General features: G+C 66.0%; 23 protein-coding genes. 16 read left to right on the top strand and 7 right to left on the bottom strand.

The window, feature by feature from the left end:
- Positions 1-12: 12 nt before the first annotated feature.
- A complete protein-coding gene (locus V7778_RS03375) occupies positions 13-936 on the bottom strand; it encodes a helix-turn-helix domain-containing protein (RefSeq protein ID WP_335551930.1) in 924 nt (307 codons plus the stop codon).
- 87 nt (positions 937-1,023) lie between these two features.
- Between V7778_RS03375 and V7778_RS03370 the strand changes: the two genes are divergently transcribed.
- Both V7778_RS03370 and V7778_RS03365 read left to right on the top strand, forming a co-directional pair.
- Entirely contained in the window at positions 1,024-2,448 is a 1,425-nt protein-coding gene (locus tag V7778_RS03370; RefSeq protein WP_335551929.1) for a cytochrome P450, read from the top strand.
- Between the two features lie 51 nt (positions 2,449-2,499).
- Positions 2,500-3,063: an ATP-binding protein gene (locus V7778_RS03365; RefSeq protein WP_335551928.1), complete on the top strand. Its 564-nt coding sequence runs from the start codon at positions 2,500-2,502 to the stop codon at positions 3,061-3,063.
- Here the strand turns inward: V7778_RS03365 and V7778_RS03360 are convergent.
- A complete protein-coding gene (locus V7778_RS03360) occupies positions 3,032-3,637 on the bottom strand; it encodes a gamma-glutamylcyclotransferase (RefSeq protein WP_335551927.1) in 606 nt (201 codons plus the stop codon). The genes V7778_RS03365 and V7778_RS03360 overlap by 32 nt on opposite strands.
- 33 nt (positions 3,638-3,670) lie before the next feature.
- Positions 3,671-4,600 (bottom strand): LysR family transcriptional regulator, encoded by a 930-nt coding sequence (locus tag V7778_RS03355; RefSeq protein ID WP_335551926.1) that lies wholly within the window; start codon positions 4,598-4,600, stop codon positions 3,671-3,673.
- Positions 4,601-4,696: 96 nt separating this feature from the next.
- Here V7778_RS03355 and V7778_RS03350 point away from each other — a divergent pair, with 96 nt between their 5' ends.
- Together V7778_RS03350 and maiA are read left to right on the top strand one after the other, a co-directional pair.
- Entirely contained in the window at positions 4,697-5,722 is a 1,026-nt protein-coding gene (locus tag V7778_RS03350) for a fumarylacetoacetate hydrolase family protein (protein ID WP_335551925.1), read from the top strand.
- The gene (gene maiA, locus V7778_RS03345; protein ID WP_335551924.1) at positions 5,719-6,363 is read left to right on the top strand and encodes a maleylacetoacetate isomerase; all 645 of its coding nucleotides are present in this window, start codon (positions 5,719-5,721) and stop codon (positions 6,361-6,363) included. Before V7778_RS03350 ends, maiA begins: the two co-directional genes overlap by 4 nt.
- Before the next feature lie 44 nt (positions 6,364-6,407).
- Here maiA and V7778_RS03340 read toward each other — a convergent pair whose 3' ends face one another.
- Complete coding sequence (locus V7778_RS03340; protein WP_211519706.1) at positions 6,408-6,854, bottom strand: CBS domain-containing protein; 447 nt, start codon at positions 6,852-6,854, stop codon at positions 6,408-6,410.
- Positions 6,855-7,200: 346 nt separating this feature from the next.
- Between V7778_RS03340 and V7778_RS03335 the strand changes: the two genes are divergently transcribed.
- The 12 genes from V7778_RS03335 (at position 7,201) to V7778_RS03280 (ending at position 16,494) form a co-directional block, all read left to right on the top strand.
- Positions 7,201-7,962, top strand: a complete 762-nt coding sequence (locus V7778_RS03335; protein ID WP_335551923.1) for a uracil-DNA glycosylase — start codon at positions 7,201-7,203, stop codon at positions 7,960-7,962.
- Positions 7,963-8,151: 189 nt separating this feature from the next.
- Positions 8,152-8,628, top strand: coding sequence for a Fe-S cluster assembly transcriptional regulator IscR (iscR, locus tag V7778_RS03330; RefSeq protein ID WP_211519708.1), 477 nt, complete (start codon positions 8,152-8,154; stop codon positions 8,626-8,628).
- A 19-nt stretch (positions 8,629-8,647) separates the two neighbouring features.
- Positions 8,648-9,904 (top strand): IscS subfamily cysteine desulfurase, encoded by a 1,257-nt coding sequence (locus V7778_RS03325; RefSeq protein ID WP_335551922.1) that lies wholly within the window; start codon positions 8,648-8,650, stop codon positions 9,902-9,904.
- 25 nt (positions 9,905-9,929) lie between these two features.
- Positions 9,930-10,322, top strand: a complete 393-nt coding sequence (iscU, locus tag V7778_RS03320; RefSeq protein ID WP_211519710.1) for a Fe-S cluster assembly scaffold IscU — start codon at positions 9,930-9,932, stop codon at positions 10,320-10,322.
- Between the two features lie 31 nt (positions 10,323-10,353).
- Positions 10,354-10,677, top strand: coding sequence for an iron-sulfur cluster assembly protein IscA (gene iscA, locus V7778_RS03315; protein WP_211519711.1), 324 nt, complete (start codon positions 10,354-10,356; stop codon positions 10,675-10,677).
- A 5-nt stretch (positions 10,678-10,682) separates the two neighbouring features.
- Positions 10,683-11,198, top strand: coding sequence for a Fe-S protein assembly co-chaperone HscB (hscB, locus tag V7778_RS03310; protein ID WP_335551961.1), 516 nt, complete (start codon positions 10,683-10,685; stop codon positions 11,196-11,198).
- A 76-nt stretch (positions 11,199-11,274) separates the two neighbouring features.
- Complete coding sequence (gene hscA, locus V7778_RS03305) at positions 11,275-13,164, top strand: Fe-S protein assembly chaperone HscA (RefSeq protein WP_335551921.1); 1,890 nt, start codon at positions 11,275-11,277, stop codon at positions 13,162-13,164.
- Positions 13,165-13,342: 178 nt separating this feature from the next.
- Complete coding sequence (fdx, locus tag V7778_RS03300; protein WP_335551920.1) at positions 13,343-13,684, top strand: ISC system 2Fe-2S type ferredoxin; 342 nt, start codon at positions 13,343-13,345, stop codon at positions 13,682-13,684.
- 10 nt (positions 13,685-13,694) lie between these two features.
- Positions 13,695-13,889: a Fe-S cluster assembly protein IscX gene (iscX, locus tag V7778_RS03295; RefSeq protein ID WP_335551919.1), complete on the top strand. Its 195-nt coding sequence runs from the start codon at positions 13,695-13,697 to the stop codon at positions 13,887-13,889.
- Complete coding sequence (locus V7778_RS03290; RefSeq protein WP_335551918.1) at positions 13,876-14,769, top strand: class I SAM-dependent methyltransferase; 894 nt, start codon at positions 13,876-13,878, stop codon at positions 14,767-14,769. Before iscX ends, V7778_RS03290 begins: the two co-directional genes overlap by 14 nt.
- Before the next feature lie 4 nt (positions 14,770-14,773).
- Positions 14,774-15,805, top strand: coding sequence for a low-specificity L-threonine aldolase (gene ltaE, locus V7778_RS03285; RefSeq protein WP_335551917.1), 1,032 nt, complete (start codon positions 14,774-14,776; stop codon positions 15,803-15,805).
- Positions 15,805-16,494 (top strand): RNA pseudouridine synthase, encoded by a 690-nt coding sequence (locus V7778_RS03280; protein WP_335551916.1) that lies wholly within the window; start codon positions 15,805-15,807, stop codon positions 16,492-16,494. Before ltaE ends, V7778_RS03280 begins: the two co-directional genes overlap by 1 nt.
- A 4-nt stretch (positions 16,495-16,498) precedes the next feature.
- Here V7778_RS03280 and V7778_RS03275 read toward each other — a convergent pair whose 3' ends face one another.
- From V7778_RS03275 to nhaA, 3 genes are read right to left on the bottom strand one after another with little or no spacing between them, the layout of a single operon-like run.
- Positions 16,499-17,203, bottom strand: coding sequence for a potassium channel family protein (locus V7778_RS03275; RefSeq protein WP_335551915.1), 705 nt, complete (start codon positions 17,201-17,203; stop codon positions 16,499-16,501).
- Entirely contained in the window at positions 17,193-18,521 is a 1,329-nt protein-coding gene (locus V7778_RS03270; protein WP_335551914.1) for a TrkH family potassium uptake protein, read from the bottom strand. The genes V7778_RS03275 and V7778_RS03270 overlap by 11 nt, the downstream gene beginning before the upstream one ends.
- 13 nt (positions 18,522-18,534) lie before the next feature.
- Positions 18,535-19,752 (bottom strand): Na+/H+ antiporter NhaA, encoded by a 1,218-nt coding sequence (nhaA, locus tag V7778_RS03265; RefSeq protein ID WP_335551913.1) that lies wholly within the window; start codon positions 19,750-19,752, stop codon positions 18,535-18,537.
- Positions 19,753-19,822 lie beyond the last annotated feature (70 nt).

Raw genomic sequence — 19,822 nt, 5'->3', positions numbered from 1 at the left:
CCCCAGGCGTCCTCACACCCACAGCCTGTAGATCCAGAACGACTCATCCTCGATGAAGCGCTGGGTGAACTCGGTCGGCGCAAAACCCGTGATCTGCTTGACGGCACGGCTCATATGGGCCTGGTCGGCAAAACCTTCGTCCTGCGCCAGCGTGGCCCAGTCGAAGGCGCGTCCGCTTTCGAAGCGTTCGCGGGCGGCGAAGAACAGGCCCTCGGTGCGCGTCAGCGCCTGCCACTGCCGCAGCGAACGCCCGCTGAAGGATTTCACCCGCCGTTCCACCTGCCGCGCGCCCGTGGTGCGCCGCCACTCGTGCGCCTGCCATGCCAGCTTGTCCACCCAATGCCGCCCAAACTGGCGCAGCGACGGCCGATCGGAATCGCGGCCCTGCGCCAGGCGCCAGCGCGGCCCGAGGAATTCGATCAGCACCGCCATGATCGCGTCGTCGTCGGCAGCGCCCAGCAGGGCATCGAAGAATGGCGTCCACCCGGCGCCGAGCACCGCGTGCGCCGGCAGGAAGCGGTCCTGGATCGCGGCCAGGTCCAGCCCGAACAGTTGCTGCGCCACGTCCGGCGCGAAGCAGGCCATGTAACCGCGTCCGTTGGTCGGCGCCCAGCTGACGGTAGGATGCGATTGGCTGCCCGAGATGACGACCCGCGCGCCAAAGGCATGCCAGCCGTGCGCGTCGACCAGGCCGGCGTCGACGCCGTGGTACCACGACAGCGTGACCATGGGAGAGGCAGGGAAGTGCGACAGCCGCTGCGCATCGTCCAGCCTCAGGTGCGCGATGTCGCGGCTGATTAGGGCCACCAGCGCGCCCTGCAGCGCGGGTGGCGCCAGCATCAGCCGGTCGCGCGCGCCGCCGCTGTCGAACGCACGGGGGGCGCGTTGCAGCGGGTCGGGGCAGGGCGGCGCGATGTGCAGGTCGGCAAGGTCCATGAGGCCCGAGTATAAGGAGCTTGCCGCGGGCTGTCGATGTCGTTTGGATTCAAGACGCGATGCCCGCAAACGGCAAGAATGCCGGACATGACGACGCCTACTTCCTCCCGCTGCCCTTTCCATGCGGACGGCATGCCGCCCGCTCCGGTCCCTCACCCGCCCGGCGTGTGGCCGCCCGGTCCCCCAGCCGGCATCACCGGCTGGGGCCTGCTGGCCCGCATGGCGCGCGACCTGCCCGGCGTGCTTGCCGAGTGGCGCAGCACGCATGGCGATGTCGTGCACCTGCGCATCTGGCCCGAGCACCAGGTGATCGTCAGCGATCCGCAACTGGTGCGCGAGCTGCTGGTGAACCAGCACGACGCCCACATACGCTGGGAGCGCGGTATCCAGATCTTCTCCCAGGTGCACGGACGCAGCGTGCTGATCGAGGAGGGCGAACGCTGGCATGCCAAGCGCCAGGCCTTGCAGCCGGCCTTCGCGCCGAAACCGGTCAAGGCCTTCGCGCCCGTCATTGCCGCCGCATGCACCCAGGCGCTGGCGCGCTGGCCCGTTGGTCCGGCCGCGATGCCGGTCGAGAGTGCGCTGACGACGCTGGCCATGGACGTGATCATGCGCATGATGTTCTCGAGCGAGATCGGCGACGATGCCCGCCTGGCCGAGCGCGCCCTCCATCTGCTGAGTGCCGATGCGAACGACGAGATGTTCTGGCCGGCCAGCTGGCCCGACTGGATGCCGTGGAAGCGCGAGCAGCGCCGCATGAAGCGCGCGCTGAAGGCGCTGGTCGAGCGCCATGTCGCCGCGCGCCTGGCCATGCCCTACGGCGCGTGGCCGGATGACCTCCTGACCCGCCTGCTCGACCTGCACCGCGCGGACAGCGCGGCCTGGCCGCTCGACGCCGTGCGCGACGAGTGCATGACGGCTTTCCTGGCCGGGCACGAAACGACGGCCGCCACGCTCACCTGGTGGGCCTGGTGCATGGCCTCGCATCCCGAGGCGCAGGAGACGGCGCGGCGCGAAGTGGCGGCGGTGCTGGACGGCCGTGCGCCTTCGGCCGAGAACCTGCCCGAGCTCGCTTATCTTGGCCGCAGCCTGCAGGAAACCCTGCGCCTGTATCCGGCCGCGCCAATCCTGATGAGCCGCCGCGCGGTCAAGCCGATCCGCCTGGGCAGCTGGACGCTGCCGGCGCGCACCATTCTTACCGTGCCGCTGGGCCTGATGCAGCGCGACGCGCGCTGGTTCCCGGAACCGGAATGCTTCCGCCCCGATCGCTTTCTCGAGCATGGTGCGGGCGCGCCGCGCGGCGCCTTCATGCCCTTCGGGGCGGGGCCGCGCGTCTGCCTCGGCCAGCACCTGGCCCTGGCCGAGATGACGGTGATCGCGGCGATGATCCTGCAGCGCTTCAAGCTGTCGGTTCCGCAGGGTCTGCCGCCGCCGCAGCCAAGGCTCAACGTGACCCTGCGGCCGGCCACATCGCTGCAGCTGGTGCTGGAGGACCTTGCGCCGGTGGGTTGAGCTTGCGCGCGCTTCCGGCTAGGATGGCGGTCCCCGTTGGAAGGAAGCGCGATGGAAGCAGGCATGGAAGGGCAGTACGGCAGCAAACTGGTGGTATTCGTCGGCGCCGAGTCGACCGGCAAGTCGACCCTGGCGCTGTACCTGGCGCGGCAAAGCGGCGCCGAATCCGTGCCGGAAATCGGCCGCTTCATCTGGGAAGACAAGCGCGGGCAGCTCGACGCCGCCGACTATGTCGAGATCGCCGAGCGTCACCGCGATGCCGAGGATACGGCTCTCGCACAGGCGCAGGGGCCGTATGTATTCGTCGACACCAACGCGCTCACGACCCTGCTGCTCGGCCGCTGTTTCGGCCAGGTACCCGATCCGGCGCCGCCCGCGCTGCTGCGCTACGCCATCGATTGCCGCACGCGCTACCTCCACCATTTTGTCTGCGCCGACGACATCCCCTATGAAGAAGAACCGGGTGTGCGCGAGCATGCGGGCTGGCGCACGCGCATCCAGAAACTGGTGCTGGAAGACCTCGATGCGCGCCGCATCCCCTTCACCGTCCTGACAGGAACGGTCGAGCAGCGCGCGGCGCGCGTCATGCAGGTGCTGGGGGCTTTGCCGGCTTGATGCCGGACTTGATGCCGAAGGCCGCCAGGTGGCGTTCGATCTCGAACACATGCGCATCGACCTTGCCCATGTCGCGCAAGGCTTGCGCCAGGTGCAGCAGGTATTCCGCGTTCGGTCCGCTCGGGCCGCGCGCCAGCGCGATCTGGCGCGCGATGTCGCGTTCGGGGGCCGGGCCCAGGTAGGCCGCGTTCTCGTGGGTGGCGATGTAGACGATGCCCTCGGCGCTCGCACCGTCGTCGAAATGCATGTCGGTCGCCAGGCGCAGGTAGCCGTTCTTTTCGCGGTAGTCCAGGTGGGCGAATTCTTCCGGTGTCACCAGGTAGGCCATGCCGTCGCAATGCGCGCCCGCTTCGGGCACCAGGGTCACCACGCGCCCCGGCGCGGTCTCGGTGCCGCGATGGTCGTGCGAACCCTGCCAGAAGCGGCGCGCCCAGCCGCGGATGGCGGCGGGACGGCGGTCGAGGAAGGGAAAGTCGGCCTTGAAGATCAGCGAACCGTAGCCGAACAGCCAGACGCTGTCGTGGCTGTCGAACTTGTCCATGCGCCGGTTGATTGCGATGGTGTTGTGGGACATCGTGGCGGGCGGATAGTAGCGATGCCGGCCATTCTAACGCGGCGGCGTGTCGTGCACCGCCGCCTCGGCGTAGGTATGTTCCACATGCCCGAACAGGAAGTCGATGAAGCTCTCCGCGGCCGGCGACAGCGACCGCCCGGGGCGGGTGTAGACGAAGAAGCGGCGCGTCAGCTGCGGCTCCTCGATCGGGCGCATCGCCAGGCCGTAGGACGTCGCCAGGCGTTCGGCATAGGGCAGGCACACCGTCACGCCCAGGCCCGCGCCGACCATCGCCAGCGCGGTGGTCATGAAGGTCACCTCGCCGGCCGGCTTGAGCGGCACCTCGCGCAGTGACGCATGCATATCGTCCAGCAGGCGCTCGGTGAACTGGCCCTGCAGCGAAATGAAGGGATAGCGCGACACGTCGTGCCAGGTCACGCGCGCTTGTGCTTCCAGCTCGTGGCCCTTGGGGAAGACCAGGGCGAAGGGCATCTCGAACAGCGTGCGCACGTGCAGGGTGGGCGCGGGGTCGCGTTCCGGGCCGATGCCGAAATCCGCCTCGCCCGAGAGCACGCGCGCGATCACGCTTTCCACCGCCGTGTCGGCCAGGCGCACCTCGATGTCGGGATGCAGCGCGCGGTAGGCGGCCATCGCTTCCGGCAGCAGGGTGCAGGACATCAATTGGGGCGCGGCGATGCGCACGATGCCTTTTTTGAGGCGCGTATGGTCCGCCACGTTAGCCAGCGCACCGTCGAGATCATCGATCATCTGGCTAAATAGCGGGTAGAGTTCGCGGCCGATATCGGTGAGCCCAATTTTGCGTGTGCTGCGGTCGACCACGCGGGCGCCAAGGGTCTGCTCCAGTTCTTTGATCAAACCGGACAAAGCTGATTGAGTAATGTGTAAGTACTCAGCAGCAAGCGTAAAGTGGCCCGTCTTGGCGACGGCCACGAACGCGCGCATCTGACGCAAAGTGGGATTCATAAGATAGTCCGATAAATCGGGCGGAAAATACTGTTTGTATGATAGTACGTTTTGATTTGTAATGGCGAAGAACAAAGTTTTAGCAAAGGAAACACCATGAAACTCGCCACCCTCAAAACGGGCGGCCGCGACGGCACCCTGGTCGTCGTCAGCCGCGATCTCGTCACTTGCCAGGCCGTCCCCAAGATCGCCCGCACCCTGCAATGCGCGCTCGACGACTGGAACAAGGTCGCGCCGCAGCTGCAGAAGGTCTACGACAAGCTCAATGCCGGCACCGCCGACAAGGCCGAGTCCTTCATCGAGGAAGAATGCCATTCGCCGCTGCCGCGCGCCTACCAATGGGCGGACGGTTCGGCCTACATCAACCACGTCGAGCTGGTGCGCAAGGCGCGCAACGCCGAAGTCCCGGCCTCCTTCTATACCGATCCGCTGATGTACCAGGGCGGCTCGGATTCCTTCGTCGGCCCCAACGACACGATCATGGTCCAGTCCGAGGAATGGGGTGTCGACCTCGAAGCCGAGGTGGCCGTGGTCACCGGCGACGTGCCGATGGGCGCCACGCCTGAACAGGCCGCGGGCGCGATCCGCCTGGTCATGCTGGTCAACGACGTCTCGCTGCGCAACCTGATCCCGAACGAGCTGGCCAAGGGTTTCGGCTTCTTCCAGTCCAAGCCGGCCAGCGCCTTCTCGCCGGTGGCGGTCACGCCGGACGAGCTGGGCGACGCCTGGCGCGACAGCAAGCTGTGCCTGCCGCTGCAGGTCACGCTCAACGACAAGCCTTTCGGCCGCCCGAATGCGGGCGAGGACATGACCTTCAGCTTCGCCCAGCTGGTGGCGCACGCGGCCAAGACCCGCGAGCTGGGCGCCGGCACCATCATCGGTTCGGGCACGGTCTCGAACAAGCAGGGCAGCCTGCACGGCTCCAGCGTCGAGAACGGCGGCGTCGGCTATTGCTGCCTGGCTGAAGTACGGATGTATGAAACGATCGAGCAGGGCGCCCCGCAGACGCCTTTCCTGCGCTACGGCGATACCGTGCGCATCGAAATGCTCGACGCCAGCGGCGCCAGCATCTTCGGCGCCATCGATCAAGAAGTCGCGCATTACCACTGGAGGCACCGATGAAGCTCTATACCTACTTCCGCAGCTCGGCCGCATACCGCGTGCGCATCGCGCTGAACCTGAAGGGTTTGACCTACCAGGCGGTCCCGGTGCATCTTCTGAAGAACGGCGGCGAGCAGCACCAGGAGGAGTACCGCCGCATCAACCCGAGCGGCCTGCTGCCGGCTTTCCAGGACGACTGGATCACCCTGACCCAGTCGATGGCGATCATCGAGTACCTGGAAGAGTCGCACCCTGAGGTGCCGCTGCTGCCGGGCGATGCGCCCGGCCGCGCCCGCGTGCGCGAACTGGCCCAGATCATCGGCTGCGACATCCATCCGATCAACAACCTGCGCGTGCTGGGCTACCTGGTCAAGCAGCTGGGCTTGTCGGAACAGGCCAAGGGCGAGTGGTACCGCCACTGGGTGATCGAGGGCTTCAAGTCGCTCGAGGCGCACCTGGCGCGCGACCCGGGCGCGGGCCCGTTCTGCCACGGCGACCGGCCGACCATCGCCGACTGCTACCTGGTGCCGCAGGTGTTCAATGCGCAGCGCTTCGACGTCGATGTCTCGGCCTTCCCGAACATCGCGCGCATCAATGCGCTGTGCACCGACCTGCCTGCCTTCAAGGACGCGCATCCGTCGCGCCAGCCGGACGCGGAATAAGTGGTGATTCCGCACCTGCGGCATGCAGGTGCGGTTGATCGCGCTCAGTGACGCGTGACCGAACGGTCCGGTTCCGACGGCGTCGAGATCTCGTCCAGGGTGCTGTCGACCTGGGCCGAGTGCTTGGTGGCGATGTCACCGAGCGAGACGATGCCCACCAGCTGGTGCGACTGCTCGTCGATGACGGGCACGCGGCGGATCTGCACGTCGCCCATCTGGCCCAGCACCTCATCCACCTGCTGGGTGCTGTAGCAGGTGCGCACGTCGGTGCTCATCACGTCCGCCACGCAGGTCTGGTCCGGCGCCTGGCCGGCCGCGGTGGACCGCACGGTGATGTCGCGGTCGGTGATCATCCCGACCAGGCGGTCGCCGTCGCACACGGGGATCGCCCCCACGTTCAGCTCATCCATCAACTGCGCCGCGCGGCGCACGCTTTCCTGCGGCGAGATCGTTTGTACGTCTGGGGTCATGATGTCCTGGATTGTCTGCATGATTGCCTCCCTGCGTTGGTCGATGGTGAAAATCATGCACCCAAACGGGAAAGGCGGACGCTAGATTGAAGCGTGGAATGCTTGGGGTTCCTGGTGCAAGGGGAGGGTTGTGGTGCGCCACGAACCTGGGTTCCCGCCTTCGCGGGAATGACGTGCAGATGTTCGTGGTCAAGGTACGCGTTTCGTCAGCTCATCCTTAAGTCGACAGCTTAAAAACCGTCATTCCTGCCACTGCCAGCAATGACTTCCCGCGAAGGCGGGAAGCCAAGTTTGCAAGCAGACCGGGAACGCCGGCCACCGGATGCATACGGTACAATCCGCCGCTCCCGATCGAGCCACATCTGCCATGACCATCCCCGCCCAGCTCCTGCCAGCCCTCTCCCTCGCCGACCCCTCCTGGCGCCCGATCCTGGAGCAGGGCCTGCACGCCATGGCCGCCGCCAACCCCGCTTACCTCCCGGCCCTGGCCGGCGACGACTACCTTCCGACCGACAACCGCCTGTTCGCCGCCTTCGCCCAGCCATTGGGCAAGGTCCGCTACGTCCTGGTCGGCGAAGGCCCCTATCCGCGCGCCGAGAGCGCTACCGGCGTTTGCTTCATGGACGGCGCGGTCAGGGAATTGTGGAGCGAAACCGGCCTGTCCAAGCCCGTCAACCGCGCCACCTCGCTGCGCAACTTCATGAAGATGCTGCTGGTCGCCTCAGGCCAGCTGCAGGCGGACGACACCGGCGGCTCGGCCATGGTCCCGGTGGCCCAGGCGGCCCGCGCCGGCGGGGCAATCCAGACCCTGGCCCAGCTCCAGGACCGGCTGCACCAGAACGGCTTCTTACTGCTGAACGCTTCGCTCGTGTTCCGCAGCCACGTTCCACCCGCGGTCGACGCGCGCGCCTGGCTGCCTTTTCTGCAAACCGTGCTGGCCGCGCTGGCGGCCCAGGCCGAGCGGCCGACCATGATTCTGTGGGGCAAGATCGCCGAGCAGCTGCGCAAGCTGCCGGAAACGGCCGGGCTGCCGCAGATCGCCGCCGAGCATCCGTATAACTTGTCGTTCATCCAGCACCAGGGCATGCAGGAGCTCTTCGGCCCCATGCGGCTGCTAGAAGCGCAATAAACCATCAGGGGAAAGTGGGGAAGGGGAGGGGGCTGCCGTTTTTGGGGCTGCCAAGACAAGACGCTTGCGTTTTGCTATACTTGACTAAATCGTTCAACTAATCCGGTTTTTAACAAGCTGCAATCGAGAGATGACGCAGTCGGATTTAAGTTGGGCAAGAGGAATATTTTAACACTAACCGGGGTTGTGATGCGTCTGACCACCAAAGGCCGTTTTGCTGTTACCGCGATGATCGATCTTGCCCTGCGCCAGGGCAATGGTCCGGTCACGCTGTCGGGCATCAGCCAGCGCCAGGCCATTTCGCTGTCCTACCTGGAGCAACTGTTCGGCAAGCTGCGCCGCCACGAGATCGTCGAATCGATCCGCGGGCCGGGCGGCGGCTACAGCCTGGCGCGTCCGGCCGAGAAAGTGACGGTGGCCGACATCATCATCGCCGTCGACGAGCCGCTCGATGCGACCCAGTGCGGCGGCAAGGAAAACTGCCACGGCGCCGATGCCGCCAGCGGCACCCGGTGCATGACCCACGAGTTGTGGACCACGCTGAACGAAAAGATGGTCGACTACCTCGATTCGGTCTCCCTGCAAGACCTGGTCGACCAGCAAAAGCAGAAGGAACAGAACGTCGTGGTGGTGCACCGCACCCACGCCGCCGTCGGACAAAATTGAAGCATATTGGAGTGAACTGATGAACGCGCCTTTAGACAAGAAAACCGAGCAGAGCTTCGCGACTGCGCCCCACTTCCCGATCTACATGGATTACTCGGCGACGACGCCGATCGATCCGCGCGTGGCGGACAAGATGATTCCCTTCCTGCGCGAGCAGTTCGGCAACCCGGCATCGCGCAGCCACATGTACGGCTGGACCGCCGAGGCCGCGGTGGAAGAAGCGCGTGGCCACGTGGCGGCCATCGTCGGCGCCGATCCGCGCGAGATCATCTGGACCTCGGGCGCGACCGAAAGCAACAACCTCGCGATCAAGGGCGCGGCCCAGTTCTACAAGACCAAGGGCAAGCACCTCATCACCGTCAAGACCGAGCACAAGGCCGTGCTGGACACCGTGCGCGAGCTCGAACGCCAGGGCTTCGAGGCGACCTACCTCGAGCCGCAGGAAAACGGCCTGATCACCCTGGAACAGCTCGAGGCGGCGATCCGCCCGGACACCATCCTGGTCTCGGTCATGATGGTCAATAACGAGATCGGCGTGATCCAGCCGATCGCCGAAATCGGCGAACTGTGCCGCTCGAAGGGCATCATCTTCCACTGCGACGCCGCGCAAGCCGTCGGCAAGGTCGAGATCAACCTGGAAAAGCTGAAGGTCGACCTGATGACCTTTACCGCCCACAAGGTCTATGGCCCGAAGGGCATCGGCGCCCTGTACGTGCGCCGCAAGCCGCGCGTGCGCCTGGAAGCGCAAATGCACGGCGGCGGCCACGAGCGCGGCCTGCGCTCGGGCACCCTGCCGACCCACCAGATCGTGGGCATGGGCGAAGCCTTCCGCATCGCCAAGGAAGAAATGGACAGCGAACTGGCGCGCATCAAGACGCTGCGCGACCGCCTGGCCAAGGGCCTGCTCGAGATCGAGGAAGTCTACGTCAACGGCGACATGGAGCACCGCGTGCCGCACAACCTGAACGTCTCGTTCAACTATGTCGAAGGCGAGTCGCTGATCATGGCGATCAAGGACATCGCCGTGTCGTCCGGTTCGGCCTGCACCTCGGCCTCGCTGGAACCATCCTACGTCCTGCGCGCCCTGGGCCGCAGCGACGAACTGGCGCACAGCTCGATCCGCTTCACCATCGGCCGCTTCACGACCGAGGAAGAAGTCGACTTCGCCATCAACCTGCTGAAATCGAAGGTTGGCAAACTGCGCGAACTGTCGCCGCTGTGGGACATGTTCAAGGAAGGGATCGATCTGAATTCGATCCAATGGGCAGCCCACTAAATTACTGTATTCAAGGAGTATCACCATGGCTTACTCGGACAAAGTTCTCGACCACTATGAAAACCCGCGCAACGTCGGCGCCTTCGACAAGGGCGACGATGCGATCGGCACCGGCATGGTCGGCGCACCGGCCTGCGGCGACGTGATGAAACTGCAGATCAAGGTCAACGACCAGGGCCTGATCGAAGACGCGAAGTTCAAGACCTACGGCTGCGGATCGGCGATCGCCTCGAGCTCGCTCGTGACCGAATGGGTCAAGGGCAAGTCGCTGGACGAAGCGCTGGCCATCAAGAACACCCAGATCGCCGAAGAACTGGCCCTGCCGCCGGTCAAGATCCACTGCTCGATCCTGGCCGAAGACGCGATCAAGGCCGCCGTCGCGGACTACAAAGCGAAGCACGCCGACAAGGCAGCGTAACAACCACTGTAGAACGGAGCTGGAGAACCACATGGCAATCACCCTGACCGAAAAAGCGGCCAAGCACGTCAACCGTTACCTCGAACGCCGGGGCAAGGGCATCGGCTTGCGCTTCGGTGTACGCACCACGGGGTGCTCCGGCCTGGCCTACAAGCTCGAGTACGTCGACGACATGTCGCCGGAGGACACCGTGTTCGAGTCCTTCGGCGTGAAGGTCTTCGTCGACCCCAAGAGCCTGCCCTACATCGACGGCACCGAGCTGGATTTCGCCCGCGAAGGACTGAACGAAGGCTTCCGCTTCAACAACCCCAACGTCAAGGACAATTGCGGTTGCGGCGAGAGCTTCCGTATCTGAGCGTGATGCAGAACCACTTCGAGCTGTTCCAGCTGCCGGTCCGCTTCGCCGTCGACATGGACGCGCTGGACGCGGCCTATCGCGAAGTGCAGGGCCGGGTGCACCCGGACCGCTTCGTCAACGCTTCCGACACCGAGAAGCGCGTGGCGATGCAGTGGGCGACGCGCGCCAACGAGGCCTACCAGACCCTGCGCAATCCGCAGAAGCGCGCGCAATACCTGTGCGAGCTCAACGGCGTCGACCTGCAGACCGAGTCCAACACGGCCATGCCGATGGCCTTCCTGATGCAGCAAATGGAATGGCGCGAGGCGCTCGACGACGCGCGCGCCGGCAAGGATGCCGGGGCGCTGGACGGACTGGATGCGCAGCTCAAGCGCGAGCGCAAGCAGATGCTCGAGCAGGTCGGCAGCCAGCTCGATGCCGGCGACTATCAAGGCGCGGCGCAGGGCGTGCGGGCGCTGATGTTCCTCGACAAATTCGGGGATGAAGTCCAGTACGCATTCGAAGCCCTCGACGCTTGATCCGCGGCGCACGCTGTAGGGTGGACGGGTCTCCCGTCCACCCTACGATCGATAAGAACAACTAGGTAACACCACCATGGCACTCCTCCAAATCGCCGAACCCGGCATGTCCACCGCCCCCCACCAGCACCGCCTGGCCGTGGGCATCGACCTGGGCACCACCAACTCCCTCGTGGCCACCGTGCGCAGCGGCAGCCCCGAAGTGCTCAGCGACGAGGACGGCCGCCCGCTGCTGCCATCGGTCGTGCGCTACCTGGCCAACGGCAACGCCAACATCGGCTTCAAGGCCCAGGCCCACCAGACCACCGACCCGAAGAACACGATCGTCTCGGTCAAGCGCTTCATGGGCCGCGGCCTGAAGGACATCGCCCACGCCGAGAACCTGCCCTACGACTTCATCGACGCCCCCGGCATGGTGCAGATCAACACGATCGCCGGCATCAAGAGCCCGGTCGAGACCTCGGCCCAGATCCTGGCCACCCTGCGCCAGCGCGCCGAGGATTCGCTGGGCGACGAACTGGTCGGCGCCGTGATCACCGTGCCCGCCTATTTCGACGACGCCCAGCGCCAGGCCACCAAGGACGCGGCCCAGCTGGCCGGCCTGAACGTCCTGCGCCTGCTGTCGGAACCGACCGCCGCCGCCATCGCCTATGGCCTGGACCACGGCAAGGAAGGCGTCTACGCGGTGTACGACCTGGGCGGCGGCACCTTCGACATCTCGATCCTCAAGCTGTCCAAGGGCGTGTTCGAAGTACTGTCCACCGGCGGCGATTCCGCCCTGGGCGGCGACGACTTCGACCACCGCCTGTTCTGCTGGATCGTCGAGCAGGCCAAGCTGGCGCCGCTGTCCGAGCAGGACACGGCGACCCTGATGGTCAAGGCGCGCCAGGCCAAGGAACTGCTGTCGACCAATGACGAAACGACCGTCGAGGCGATCCTGAAATCGGGCGAGATCGTGCAGGTGACGATCGACGCCCACAGCTTCGCCGAGATCACCAAGCACCTGGTCGCCAAGACCATGAACGCGATCCGCAAGGCCATGCGCGACGCCAATGTGAGCGTCGAGGACGTGGACGGCGTGGTGATGGTGGGTGGCGCGACGCGCATGCCGCACGTGCGGCGCGCGGTGTCGGACTTCTTCCACACCATCCCGCACGCGAACATCGACCCGGACAAGGTGGTGGCCCTGGGCGCCGCCATCCAGGCCAACCTGTTGGCCGGCAACCGCGCCGAGGGCGACGACTGGCTGCTGCTGGACGTGACCCCGCTGTCGCTGGGCATCGAGACCATGGGCGGCCTGGTCGAGAAGATCATCCCGCGCAATTCGACGATTCCTTGCGCCCGCGCCCAGGAGTTCACGACCTTCAAGGACGGCCAGACCGCGCTGGCGGTGCACGTGGTGCAGGGCGAGCGCGAACTGGTTTCGGACTGCCGTTCGCTGGCGCGCTTCGAGCTGCGCGGCATTCCGCCGATGGCGGCCGGCGCGGCGCGCATCCGCGTGACCTACCAGGTCGACGCGGACGGCCTGCTGTCGGTATCGGCGCGCGAGATGCGTTCCGGCGTGGAAGCCTCGATCACGGTCAAGCCGTCCTACGGCCTGGGCGACGACGAGGTGGCGCGCATGCTGCAGGATTCGTACAGGTCGGCCCAGGGCGACATGCAGGCGCGCGCGCTGCGCGAAGAGCAGGTCGAGGCCGAGCGTATCCTGCTGGCTACCCAGTCGGCGCTGGACGCGGACGGCGAGCTGCTGAGCGAGGAAGAACGCGCTGCGATCGCCGCACTGGAGCAGGGCGTGCGCGATGCGGTGGCCATGTCCCAGGACACGGCCGCCGAATCCGGCGCGCGCCAGAACGCGCTGCACGACGCGGTGCAGGCGCTGGCCAAGGGCACCGAGGACTTCGCGGCCAGGCGCATGGACAAGAGCGTGCGCAAGGTCCTGGCGGGTAAGTCGCTGGACGAGGTTTAAGTAAAGTAAGCATCAGCCAATACCACCACCTCGTCATCCCCGCGAAGGCGGGGACCCAAGTTTGCGTGCGTTGCCACTTTCATTGAACGTAGTGGTTTGCCGATAAACTTGGATCCCCGCCTTCGCGGGGACGACGGTTGAGGGTGCGGGCAATTCGATAATCAACGAGGTAACCCAAGTGCCACAAATCGTCATCCTCCCCCACCCGGTGTTCTGCCCCGAAGGCGCCGTGCTCGAAGCCCCGCAGGGCAAGTCCATCTGCGACGTCCTGCTCGACAACGACATCGAGATCGAACACGCCTGCGACCGCGTCTGCGCCTGCACGACCTGCCACGTGATCGTGCGCGAAGGTTTCGATTCGCTGAACGAGCAGGAAGAAAAGGAAGAGGACATGCTCGACAAGGCCTGGGGCCTGGAGCCGAACTCGCGCCTGTCCTGCCAGGCCATCGTGGCCGGGGAAGACCTGGTCGTCGAGATCCCGAAGTACACCATCAATCACGCCGCAGAGAAGAACCACTGAGCTGACAGCCATGAAATGGACTGACGTGCAGGCCATCGCCGAGGCCCTCTACGAGAAATATCCGGACGTCGACCCGGCCGCGATCCGCTTCACCGACCTGCACAACTGGGTCGTGGAGCTCGAGGAATTCGACGACGACCGCACCCGCGGCGGCGAACGCGTATTGGAAGCCATCCAGGCTGCATGGATCGATGAAGCACGCTAATCAAGCAAAGAAAACCCCGGCCGCGGCGCCTGAGCTGCCGCCGGAAGTCCGCCCGGGCCAGTCGGTCGAGCTGCTCAAGGAGCTGCACATCCTGACCCGCGACGGCAAGCTGAACCAGGACAGCCGGCGCAAGCTGAAGCAGGTCTACCACCTGTACAACTTCATCGAGCCGCTGCTCAAGGACGTCCAGAACGAACAGCAGGGCGTGTCCCTGGTCGACCACGGCGCCGGCAAGTCCTACCTCGGCTTCATCCTGTACGACCTGTTCTTCAAGGCGCTGCAGGACGGCTCGCACATCTACGGCATCGAGACGCGCGAAGAGCTGGTGCAAAGGTCGACCGAGCTGGCCGCGCGCCTGGGCTTCACGGGCATGTCCTTCCTGCCGCTGTCGGTGGCGGAATCGACGACATCGAGCAAGCTGCCCGAGACCATCGACATCGTCACCGCGCTGCACGCCTGTAATACGGCCACCGACGACGCCATCGACTTCGCGCTGAAAAAGAAGGCCAAGCACATGGTGCTGGTGCCCTGCTGCCAGGCCGAGGTGGCGACCGTGCTGCGCAAGAACAAGGGCAAGGACCTGGGCCGCAGCGCGCTGACCGAGATCTGGCGCCACCCGATCCACACCCGCGAATTCGGCAGCCAGCTGACCAACGTGCTGCGCTGCCTGCAGCTCGAAGCCCATGGCTACCAGGTGACGGTGACGGAACTGGTGGGCTGGGAGCACTCGATGAAGAACGAGCTGATCGTCGCCACCTACAAGAACCTGCCGCGCCGCCGCCCGGCCGAGCGCCTGGGTGAAGTATTGTCCGAACTGGGCCTGCAGGAAATGCAAGAACGCTTCTATACTCGGCAAACGACAAGCGCCAACCAGGAATAAGACGATGAGCAAGATGGACAAGTGGATCGACCTGCGCAGCGACACCGTGACCCAGCCGTCCGAAGCGATGCGCGCCGCGATGGCGGGCGCCGACGTCGGCGACGACGTGTACGGCGACGACCCCTCGGTCAACCGCCTGCAGGACTATGCAGCCGACCTGTTCGGCTATGAGGCGGGCCTGTTCGCGCCGAGCGGCACCCAGACCAACCTGATCGCCCTGATGACCCACTGCGGCCGCGGCGACGAGTACCTGGTGGGCCAGGAAGCGCACACCTACAAGTACGAGGGCGGCGGTGCCGCGGTGCTGGGCAGCATCCAGCCGCAGCCGATCGCCAACCAGCCGGACGGCTCGATTGCCTTGGAGGACATCGAAGCCTACATCAAGCCGGACGACATGCACTTCGCCCGCACCCGCCTGTTGGCGCTGGAAAACACCATCGGCGGGCGCGTGCTGGGCCAGGACTACATCGCCGCCGCCACCGCGCTGGCGCACGGCAAGGGCCTGGCGACTCACCTCGACGGCGCGCGCATCTGCAACGCCGCCGTCAAGCAGGGTACCAGCCTGCGCGCGGCGGTGGCCGGTTTCGACACCGTCTCGGTCTGCCTGTCGAAAGGCCTGGGCGCCCCGGTCGGTTCGGTGCTGCTGGGACCGAAGGCATTCATCGAGCAGGGCAAGCGCTGGCGCAAGATGCTGGGCGGCGGCATGCGCCAGGCCGGCGTACTGGCCGCGGCGGGCCAGTATGCGCTGGAGCACAACGTCCAGCGCCTGGCGCAAGACCATGACAACGCGGCCCAACTCGCGCGCGGCCTGGCGCAGATCGAGCAGCTGAAGGTCGGCACGCCCCAGACCAACATCTTCTGGATGGACATCCCCGCCGCGGCCTGCGAGCCGCTGCGCCAGGCCCTGGCGCGCGAACGCATCCGCGCTTCCATTGGCCCCAAAACCCGCCTCGTGACCCACCTGGACGTAAGTGACGCCGACGTGGCGCGCACCGTCGAGGTGTTCAAGGCCTTCTTCGCGAAGTGGCAGGCGTGATGAGTGACGACGCTATCCGCCTGGCCAAGCGCGTGGCCGAACTCAAGGGCTGCTCGCGCGCCGAAGCCGAGCGCTACATCGCGGGCGGCTGGGTGACCGTCGATGGCGACGTGACCGAAGACCCGGCCACCCGTGTGAGCCCGGACCAGGCCGTGGCCCTGCTGCCCGGCGCCACGGCCATCGAGCCGCTGCCGGTCACCATCCTGCTGCACAAGCCGGCCGGGGTCGATGCGGCCGAGGGCGCGCTGGCGCTCATCACGCCCGAGACCCTGGTCCAGGAAGGGCGGGGCGGCCAGCGTTTCCTGCGCCGCCATCTGCACAAGATCACGCTTGCCACGCCGCTGGCGCGCGAAGCGAGCGGCCTGGTGGTCTACAGCCAGGACTGGCGCGTGCTGCGCAAGCTGGTCGACGATTCGTCGCGCATCGAGCAGGAATACGTGGTCGAGGTCGAGGGTGATGTCGCGGGCGAGGGACTGGCGGGACTGAACCGCCACTTCAAGGCCAGCTGGCAGAACGAGACGCGCCTGCGCGTCGCCGGCAAGAACGTCGGGGCCGGCAAGATCGAGGCCGCCTGCGCCGGGGTCGATCTGCAGGTGCGCAGCATTCGCCGCCTGCGTGTCGGCAGCATTCCCCTTGCCGGCCTGCCGGTCGGGCACTGGCGCTACCTGCCCGATACCGAGCGTTTCTGATTCGCTAGCTGCGGGCCTTCTTGTTTTCGCCCGCGAACAGCTCAATTTTCTTGGTTGGCCCGGAAACGATCAGCAGGTCGCCCGGCAGGATACGGGTCTCGCCGAGCGCGTGCTCGAAATCCTCGTTCAGGCGCTTGACGCCGACCACGGTCACGCCGAAGCGCGAGCGCACATGCGCTTCCGCCAGCGTCTTGTGGTGACTGAGGTCGGGCGCATGGATCTTGGCGATCGCGAAGCCATCCTCGAATTCGATGAAGTCCATCAGGCGCCCCGTGATCTGGTGCGCCACGCGGGCTCCCATGTCCGCTTCCGGATAAATTACGTGATGGGCGCCGATGCGCTGGGCGATCTGGCCGTGCTCGGGCGACATGGCCTTGACCCAGATGTCCTTGATGCCCAGTTCGGTCAGCACCATCAGGGTCATCAGGCTGGCCGCGAGGTCCGAGCCGATGCCGATGATGGCATGCGAAAAGTCCGCCACGCCCAGCTGCAGCATGGTGTTTTCGTTGGTGGCGTCGGCCTGCACCGCGTGTGTCAGGCGGTCCGCCCACACTTGCACCAGGTCTTCGCGGTGATCGATCCCCATGACGTCGTGCCCAAGCCGCATGAGCGACTGGGCGACCGCGCCCCCGAAGCGGCCCAGGCCGATGACGACCACGCTGTCGCTCGCGGAAAACGCGAACTGCTCAGTAAAAATCCTACCCAACAATTGGATGCTCCTCCGGATAGCGGTACGGCATGCGCCTTTCCCCCAGGATGAGGGAGGTCGCGATGGTGATGGTGCCCACCCTGCCTACGAACATTAACACCGTCAATACCAGCTGGCCGGATACGGGCAACTGCGCCGTGATCCCGGTCGACAGACCGGTAGAGCCGAACGCAGACACGACCTCGAAGATGACCTTGGCCGGCGGCAGGTCGGTCAAGCGCAACATGACCATGGTGCCGAGCACCACCGTCAGGCTGCCCAGCACCAGCACCGTGATCGCCTGGCGCTGGGCCGAGGCGCCGACGCGGCGGCCGAATGCCTCGGTGTCGCGGCGCCCCTTCACCTCCGCGATCACCAGCAGGGCCAGGACGACGATGGTGCCGACCTTGACGCCGCCCGCCGTGCCGGCGCTGCCGCCGCCGACAAACATCAGAAAGTAGTGCAGGGCCCAGGTCTCGTGGCTCAACGCCCCGATGTCGATCGCGTTGAAACCGACGGCGCGCGACGCCGCCGACATGAAGGCGCTCGACAGCAGTTTGTCCCCGAATGCCATGGGGCCCAGGGTACGCGCGTTGTCCCATTCGAACAGCAGTACCCCGAGGGTACCCAGCACCAGCAGCGCCAGCGTTCCCACCAGTGTCAGCTTGGTATGCAGCGACCAGTGACGCGGGTCGCGCCACTGCAGGCGCAGGTCGTTCAGGACCGGGAATCCGATGCCGCCGACGATCGCGGCGAGCATGACCGGCAGCAGGATCAGGACGTCGGCCGAATAGCGCACCAGGCTGTCGGCATGGATGGAGAATCCCGCATTGTTGAACGCGGACACTGCGTGGAACAAGCCGCTCCAGGCCGCTTCGCCCCATCCCTCGCCATATGCAAAGCGCAGGCGCAGGCACAAGACAACCGCCAGCAGGAGCTGCGAGGCGATGGTCACGCCGAGTACCAGCCGCGCCACGTTGGCGATATCGGTCATGCCGAGCGAATGGGATTCGGTCTGGGTCATCAGGCGCGTGCGCAGACGGGGCGAGCGGTTGACCATCAGCCCGAGCAGGGTGGCGGCCGTCATCATGCCGAAGCCGCCCAGCTGGAACAAGACCATGATCACCGACTGGCCGAAGGTGGACCAGTAGCTGCCGGTGTCGACCACGGTCAGTCCGGTCACGCAGACCGCGGACACCGAGGTGAAGAAAGCGGCTATCACGGGCGCCGCGCCGTCGCCGGCGCGCGCCGCCGGCAGCATCAGCAGGGCCGTCCCGGCGAGGATGGCGGCCAGGAAGCCCAGGGCGACCGCGCGTGCCGGATGGAGGACGGCTTTCATCCGGCGCGTACCCTCACCGTGAATGCTCGACGTGGAAGTCCATGGTCTCGGTGTCGGCATCCGTCGGCAGCGGCCGGCCGAACAGTTTCAGCCAGAAGAAACCAAGGATGCCGGCCACCAGCGACGCGAGCAGGATCGCCATCTTCGAGCTGTCGATCAGTGGCGCATTGCCGGGGAAGGCCAGGTTGGTGATGAAGATCGACATCGTGAAGCCGATGCCGCCCAGCAGGCCCGCGCCCAGGATGTGGCGCCACGACAGGTCGGCCGGCAGCCGGCACAGGCCGAGCGCAACGGCACCCAGGGCGAAGGCGGTGATGCCGATCGGCTTGCCGAGCGCCAGACCCGCCATGATGCCCAGGCTATTGCTGGTGGCGAGGGCGGCGGCCGCGCCGGCGCCGATCACGATGCCGGTATTCGCCAGGGCGAACACCGGCAGGATGAAGAAGGATACCGGCACGTGCAGGATGTTCTCCAGCCGGTGCGAGGGCGAATCGGCGTCGTCCTGGCGCGCCGAATAGGGAATGGTGAAGGCCAGCAGCACGCCGGCGATGGTCGCGTGGACGCCGGACTTGAGCATCAGGAACCACATCAGTGCGCCGCCTGCGAGATAGGGCAGCAGGGACCGTACCTTCAGGATGCGGTTGGTGCACAGCAGGAGGCTGAACACGGCGAGGGCGCCGGCCAGGTAGGCGAAGGCCAGCTCGCTGGTGTAGAAAATGGCGATGACGACGATGGCGGCCAGGTCGTCCATGACGGCCAGCGCGGTCAGGAAAATTTTCAGCGAGGCCGGCACGGCGCTGCGGCCCAGCAGCGCCAGCACGCCCAGCGCGAAGGCGATGTCGGTCGCCATCGGGATGCCGATCCCGGCCTGCATGGGGGTGCCGCCGTTGAGCAGGTAGTGGATCAGCGCCGGCAACGCGACTCCCCCCAAGGCCGCGACCAGGGGAAGCATGGCATTGCGGATGTCCGACAGCTCGCCGTTGTAGAGCTCGCGCTCCAGCTCCAGGCCGATGAGCAGGAAGAAGATCGCCATCAGGCCGTCGTTGACCCAGTGCTCGACACTCAGGCCCGCGAAGCTGGCGTGCCAGAAACCGAGATAGGCATCGCCATATGCCGAGTTCGCCACCGCCAGGGACGCGAAGGTGCACAGGATGAGGACGATGCCGCCTGCTTTCTTGGAATGAAAGAAGCGCTGGAAGGTAAGGGAGAGGGCTTGTTGTACGGTGGGCATGTTGTCCTGTTGACGGTCGCGAAAAAGCCGCGTGGCGGCCCGACCATCGCACGTCCTGCCATGCGATCGC

The sequence above is a fragment of the Massilia sp. DD77 genome (assembly GCF_036961685.1).
In the GTDB taxonomy this organism is placed as follows: Bacteria; Pseudomonadota; Gammaproteobacteria; order Burkholderiales; family Burkholderiaceae_D; genus Telluria.
The sequence above is the reverse complement of the archived record's forward strand: the minus strand, read 5'-3'. Positions and strand labels throughout refer to the sequence as shown.

Excerpts from the sequence above, each read along its gene's own strand:
- V7778_RS03350 (WP_335551925.1), top strand. The coding sequence starts at position 4,697 with ATGAAACTCGCCACCCTCAAAACGGGCGGCCGCGACGGCACCCTGGTC.
- iscU (WP_211519710.1), top strand. The coding sequence starts at position 9,930 with ATGGCTTACTCGGACAAAGTTCTCGACCACTATGAAAACCCGCGCAAC.
- V7778_RS03365 (WP_335551928.1), top strand. The coding sequence starts at position 2,500 with ATGGAAGCAGGCATGGAAGGGCAGTACGGCAGCAAACTGGTGGTATTC.
- ltaE (WP_335551917.1), top strand. The coding sequence starts at position 14,774 with ATGAGCAAGATGGACAAGTGGATCGACCTGCGCAGCGACACCGTGACC.
- V7778_RS03360 (WP_335551927.1), bottom strand. The coding sequence starts at position 3,637 with ATGTCCCACAACACCATCGCAATCAACCGGCGCATGGACAAGTTCGAC.
- V7778_RS03340 (WP_211519706.1), bottom strand. The coding sequence starts at position 6,854 with ATGCAGACAATCCAGGACATCATGACCCCAGACGTACAAACGATCTCG.
- V7778_RS03270 (WP_335551914.1), bottom strand. The coding sequence starts at position 18,521 with ATGAAAGCCGTCCTCCATCCGGCACGCGCGGTCGCCCTGGGCTTCCTG.
- iscX (WP_335551919.1), top strand. The coding sequence starts at position 13,695 with ATGAAATGGACTGACGTGCAGGCCATCGCCGAGGCCCTCTACGAGAAA.
- hscA (WP_335551921.1), top strand. The coding sequence starts at position 11,275 with ATGGCACTCCTCCAAATCGCCGAACCCGGCATGTCCACCGCCCCCCAC.
- V7778_RS03280 (WP_335551916.1), top strand. The coding sequence starts at position 15,805 with ATGAGTGACGACGCTATCCGCCTGGCCAAGCGCGTGGCCGAACTCAAG.
- hscB (WP_335551961.1), top strand. The coding sequence starts at position 10,683 with ATGCAGAACCACTTCGAGCTGTTCCAGCTGCCGGTCCGCTTCGCCGTC.
- nhaA (WP_335551913.1), bottom strand. The coding sequence starts at position 19,752 with ATGCCCACCGTACAACAAGCCCTCTCCCTTACCTTCCAGCGCTTCTTT.
- iscA (WP_211519711.1), top strand. The coding sequence starts at position 10,354 with ATGGCAATCACCCTGACCGAAAAAGCGGCCAAGCACGTCAACCGTTAC.
- V7778_RS03335 (WP_335551923.1), top strand. The coding sequence starts at position 7,201 with ATGACCATCCCCGCCCAGCTCCTGCCAGCCCTCTCCCTCGCCGACCCC.
- maiA (WP_335551924.1), top strand. The coding sequence starts at position 5,719 with ATGAAGCTCTATACCTACTTCCGCAGCTCGGCCGCATACCGCGTGCGC.
- V7778_RS03290 (WP_335551918.1), top strand. The coding sequence starts at position 13,876 with ATGAAGCACGCTAATCAAGCAAAGAAAACCCCGGCCGCGGCGCCTGAG.
- V7778_RS03355 (WP_335551926.1), bottom strand. The coding sequence starts at position 4,600 with ATGAATCCCACTTTGCGTCAGATGCGCGCGTTCGTGGCCGTCGCCAAG.
- iscR (WP_211519708.1), top strand. The coding sequence starts at position 8,152 with ATGCGTCTGACCACCAAAGGCCGTTTTGCTGTTACCGCGATGATCGAT.
- V7778_RS03375 (WP_335551930.1), bottom strand. The coding sequence starts at position 936 with ATGGACCTTGCCGACCTGCACATCGCGCCGCCCTGCCCCGACCCGCTG.
- V7778_RS03325 (WP_335551922.1), top strand. The coding sequence starts at position 8,648 with ATGAACGCGCCTTTAGACAAGAAAACCGAGCAGAGCTTCGCGACTGCG.
- V7778_RS03370 (WP_335551929.1), top strand. The coding sequence starts at position 1,024 with ATGACGACGCCTACTTCCTCCCGCTGCCCTTTCCATGCGGACGGCATG.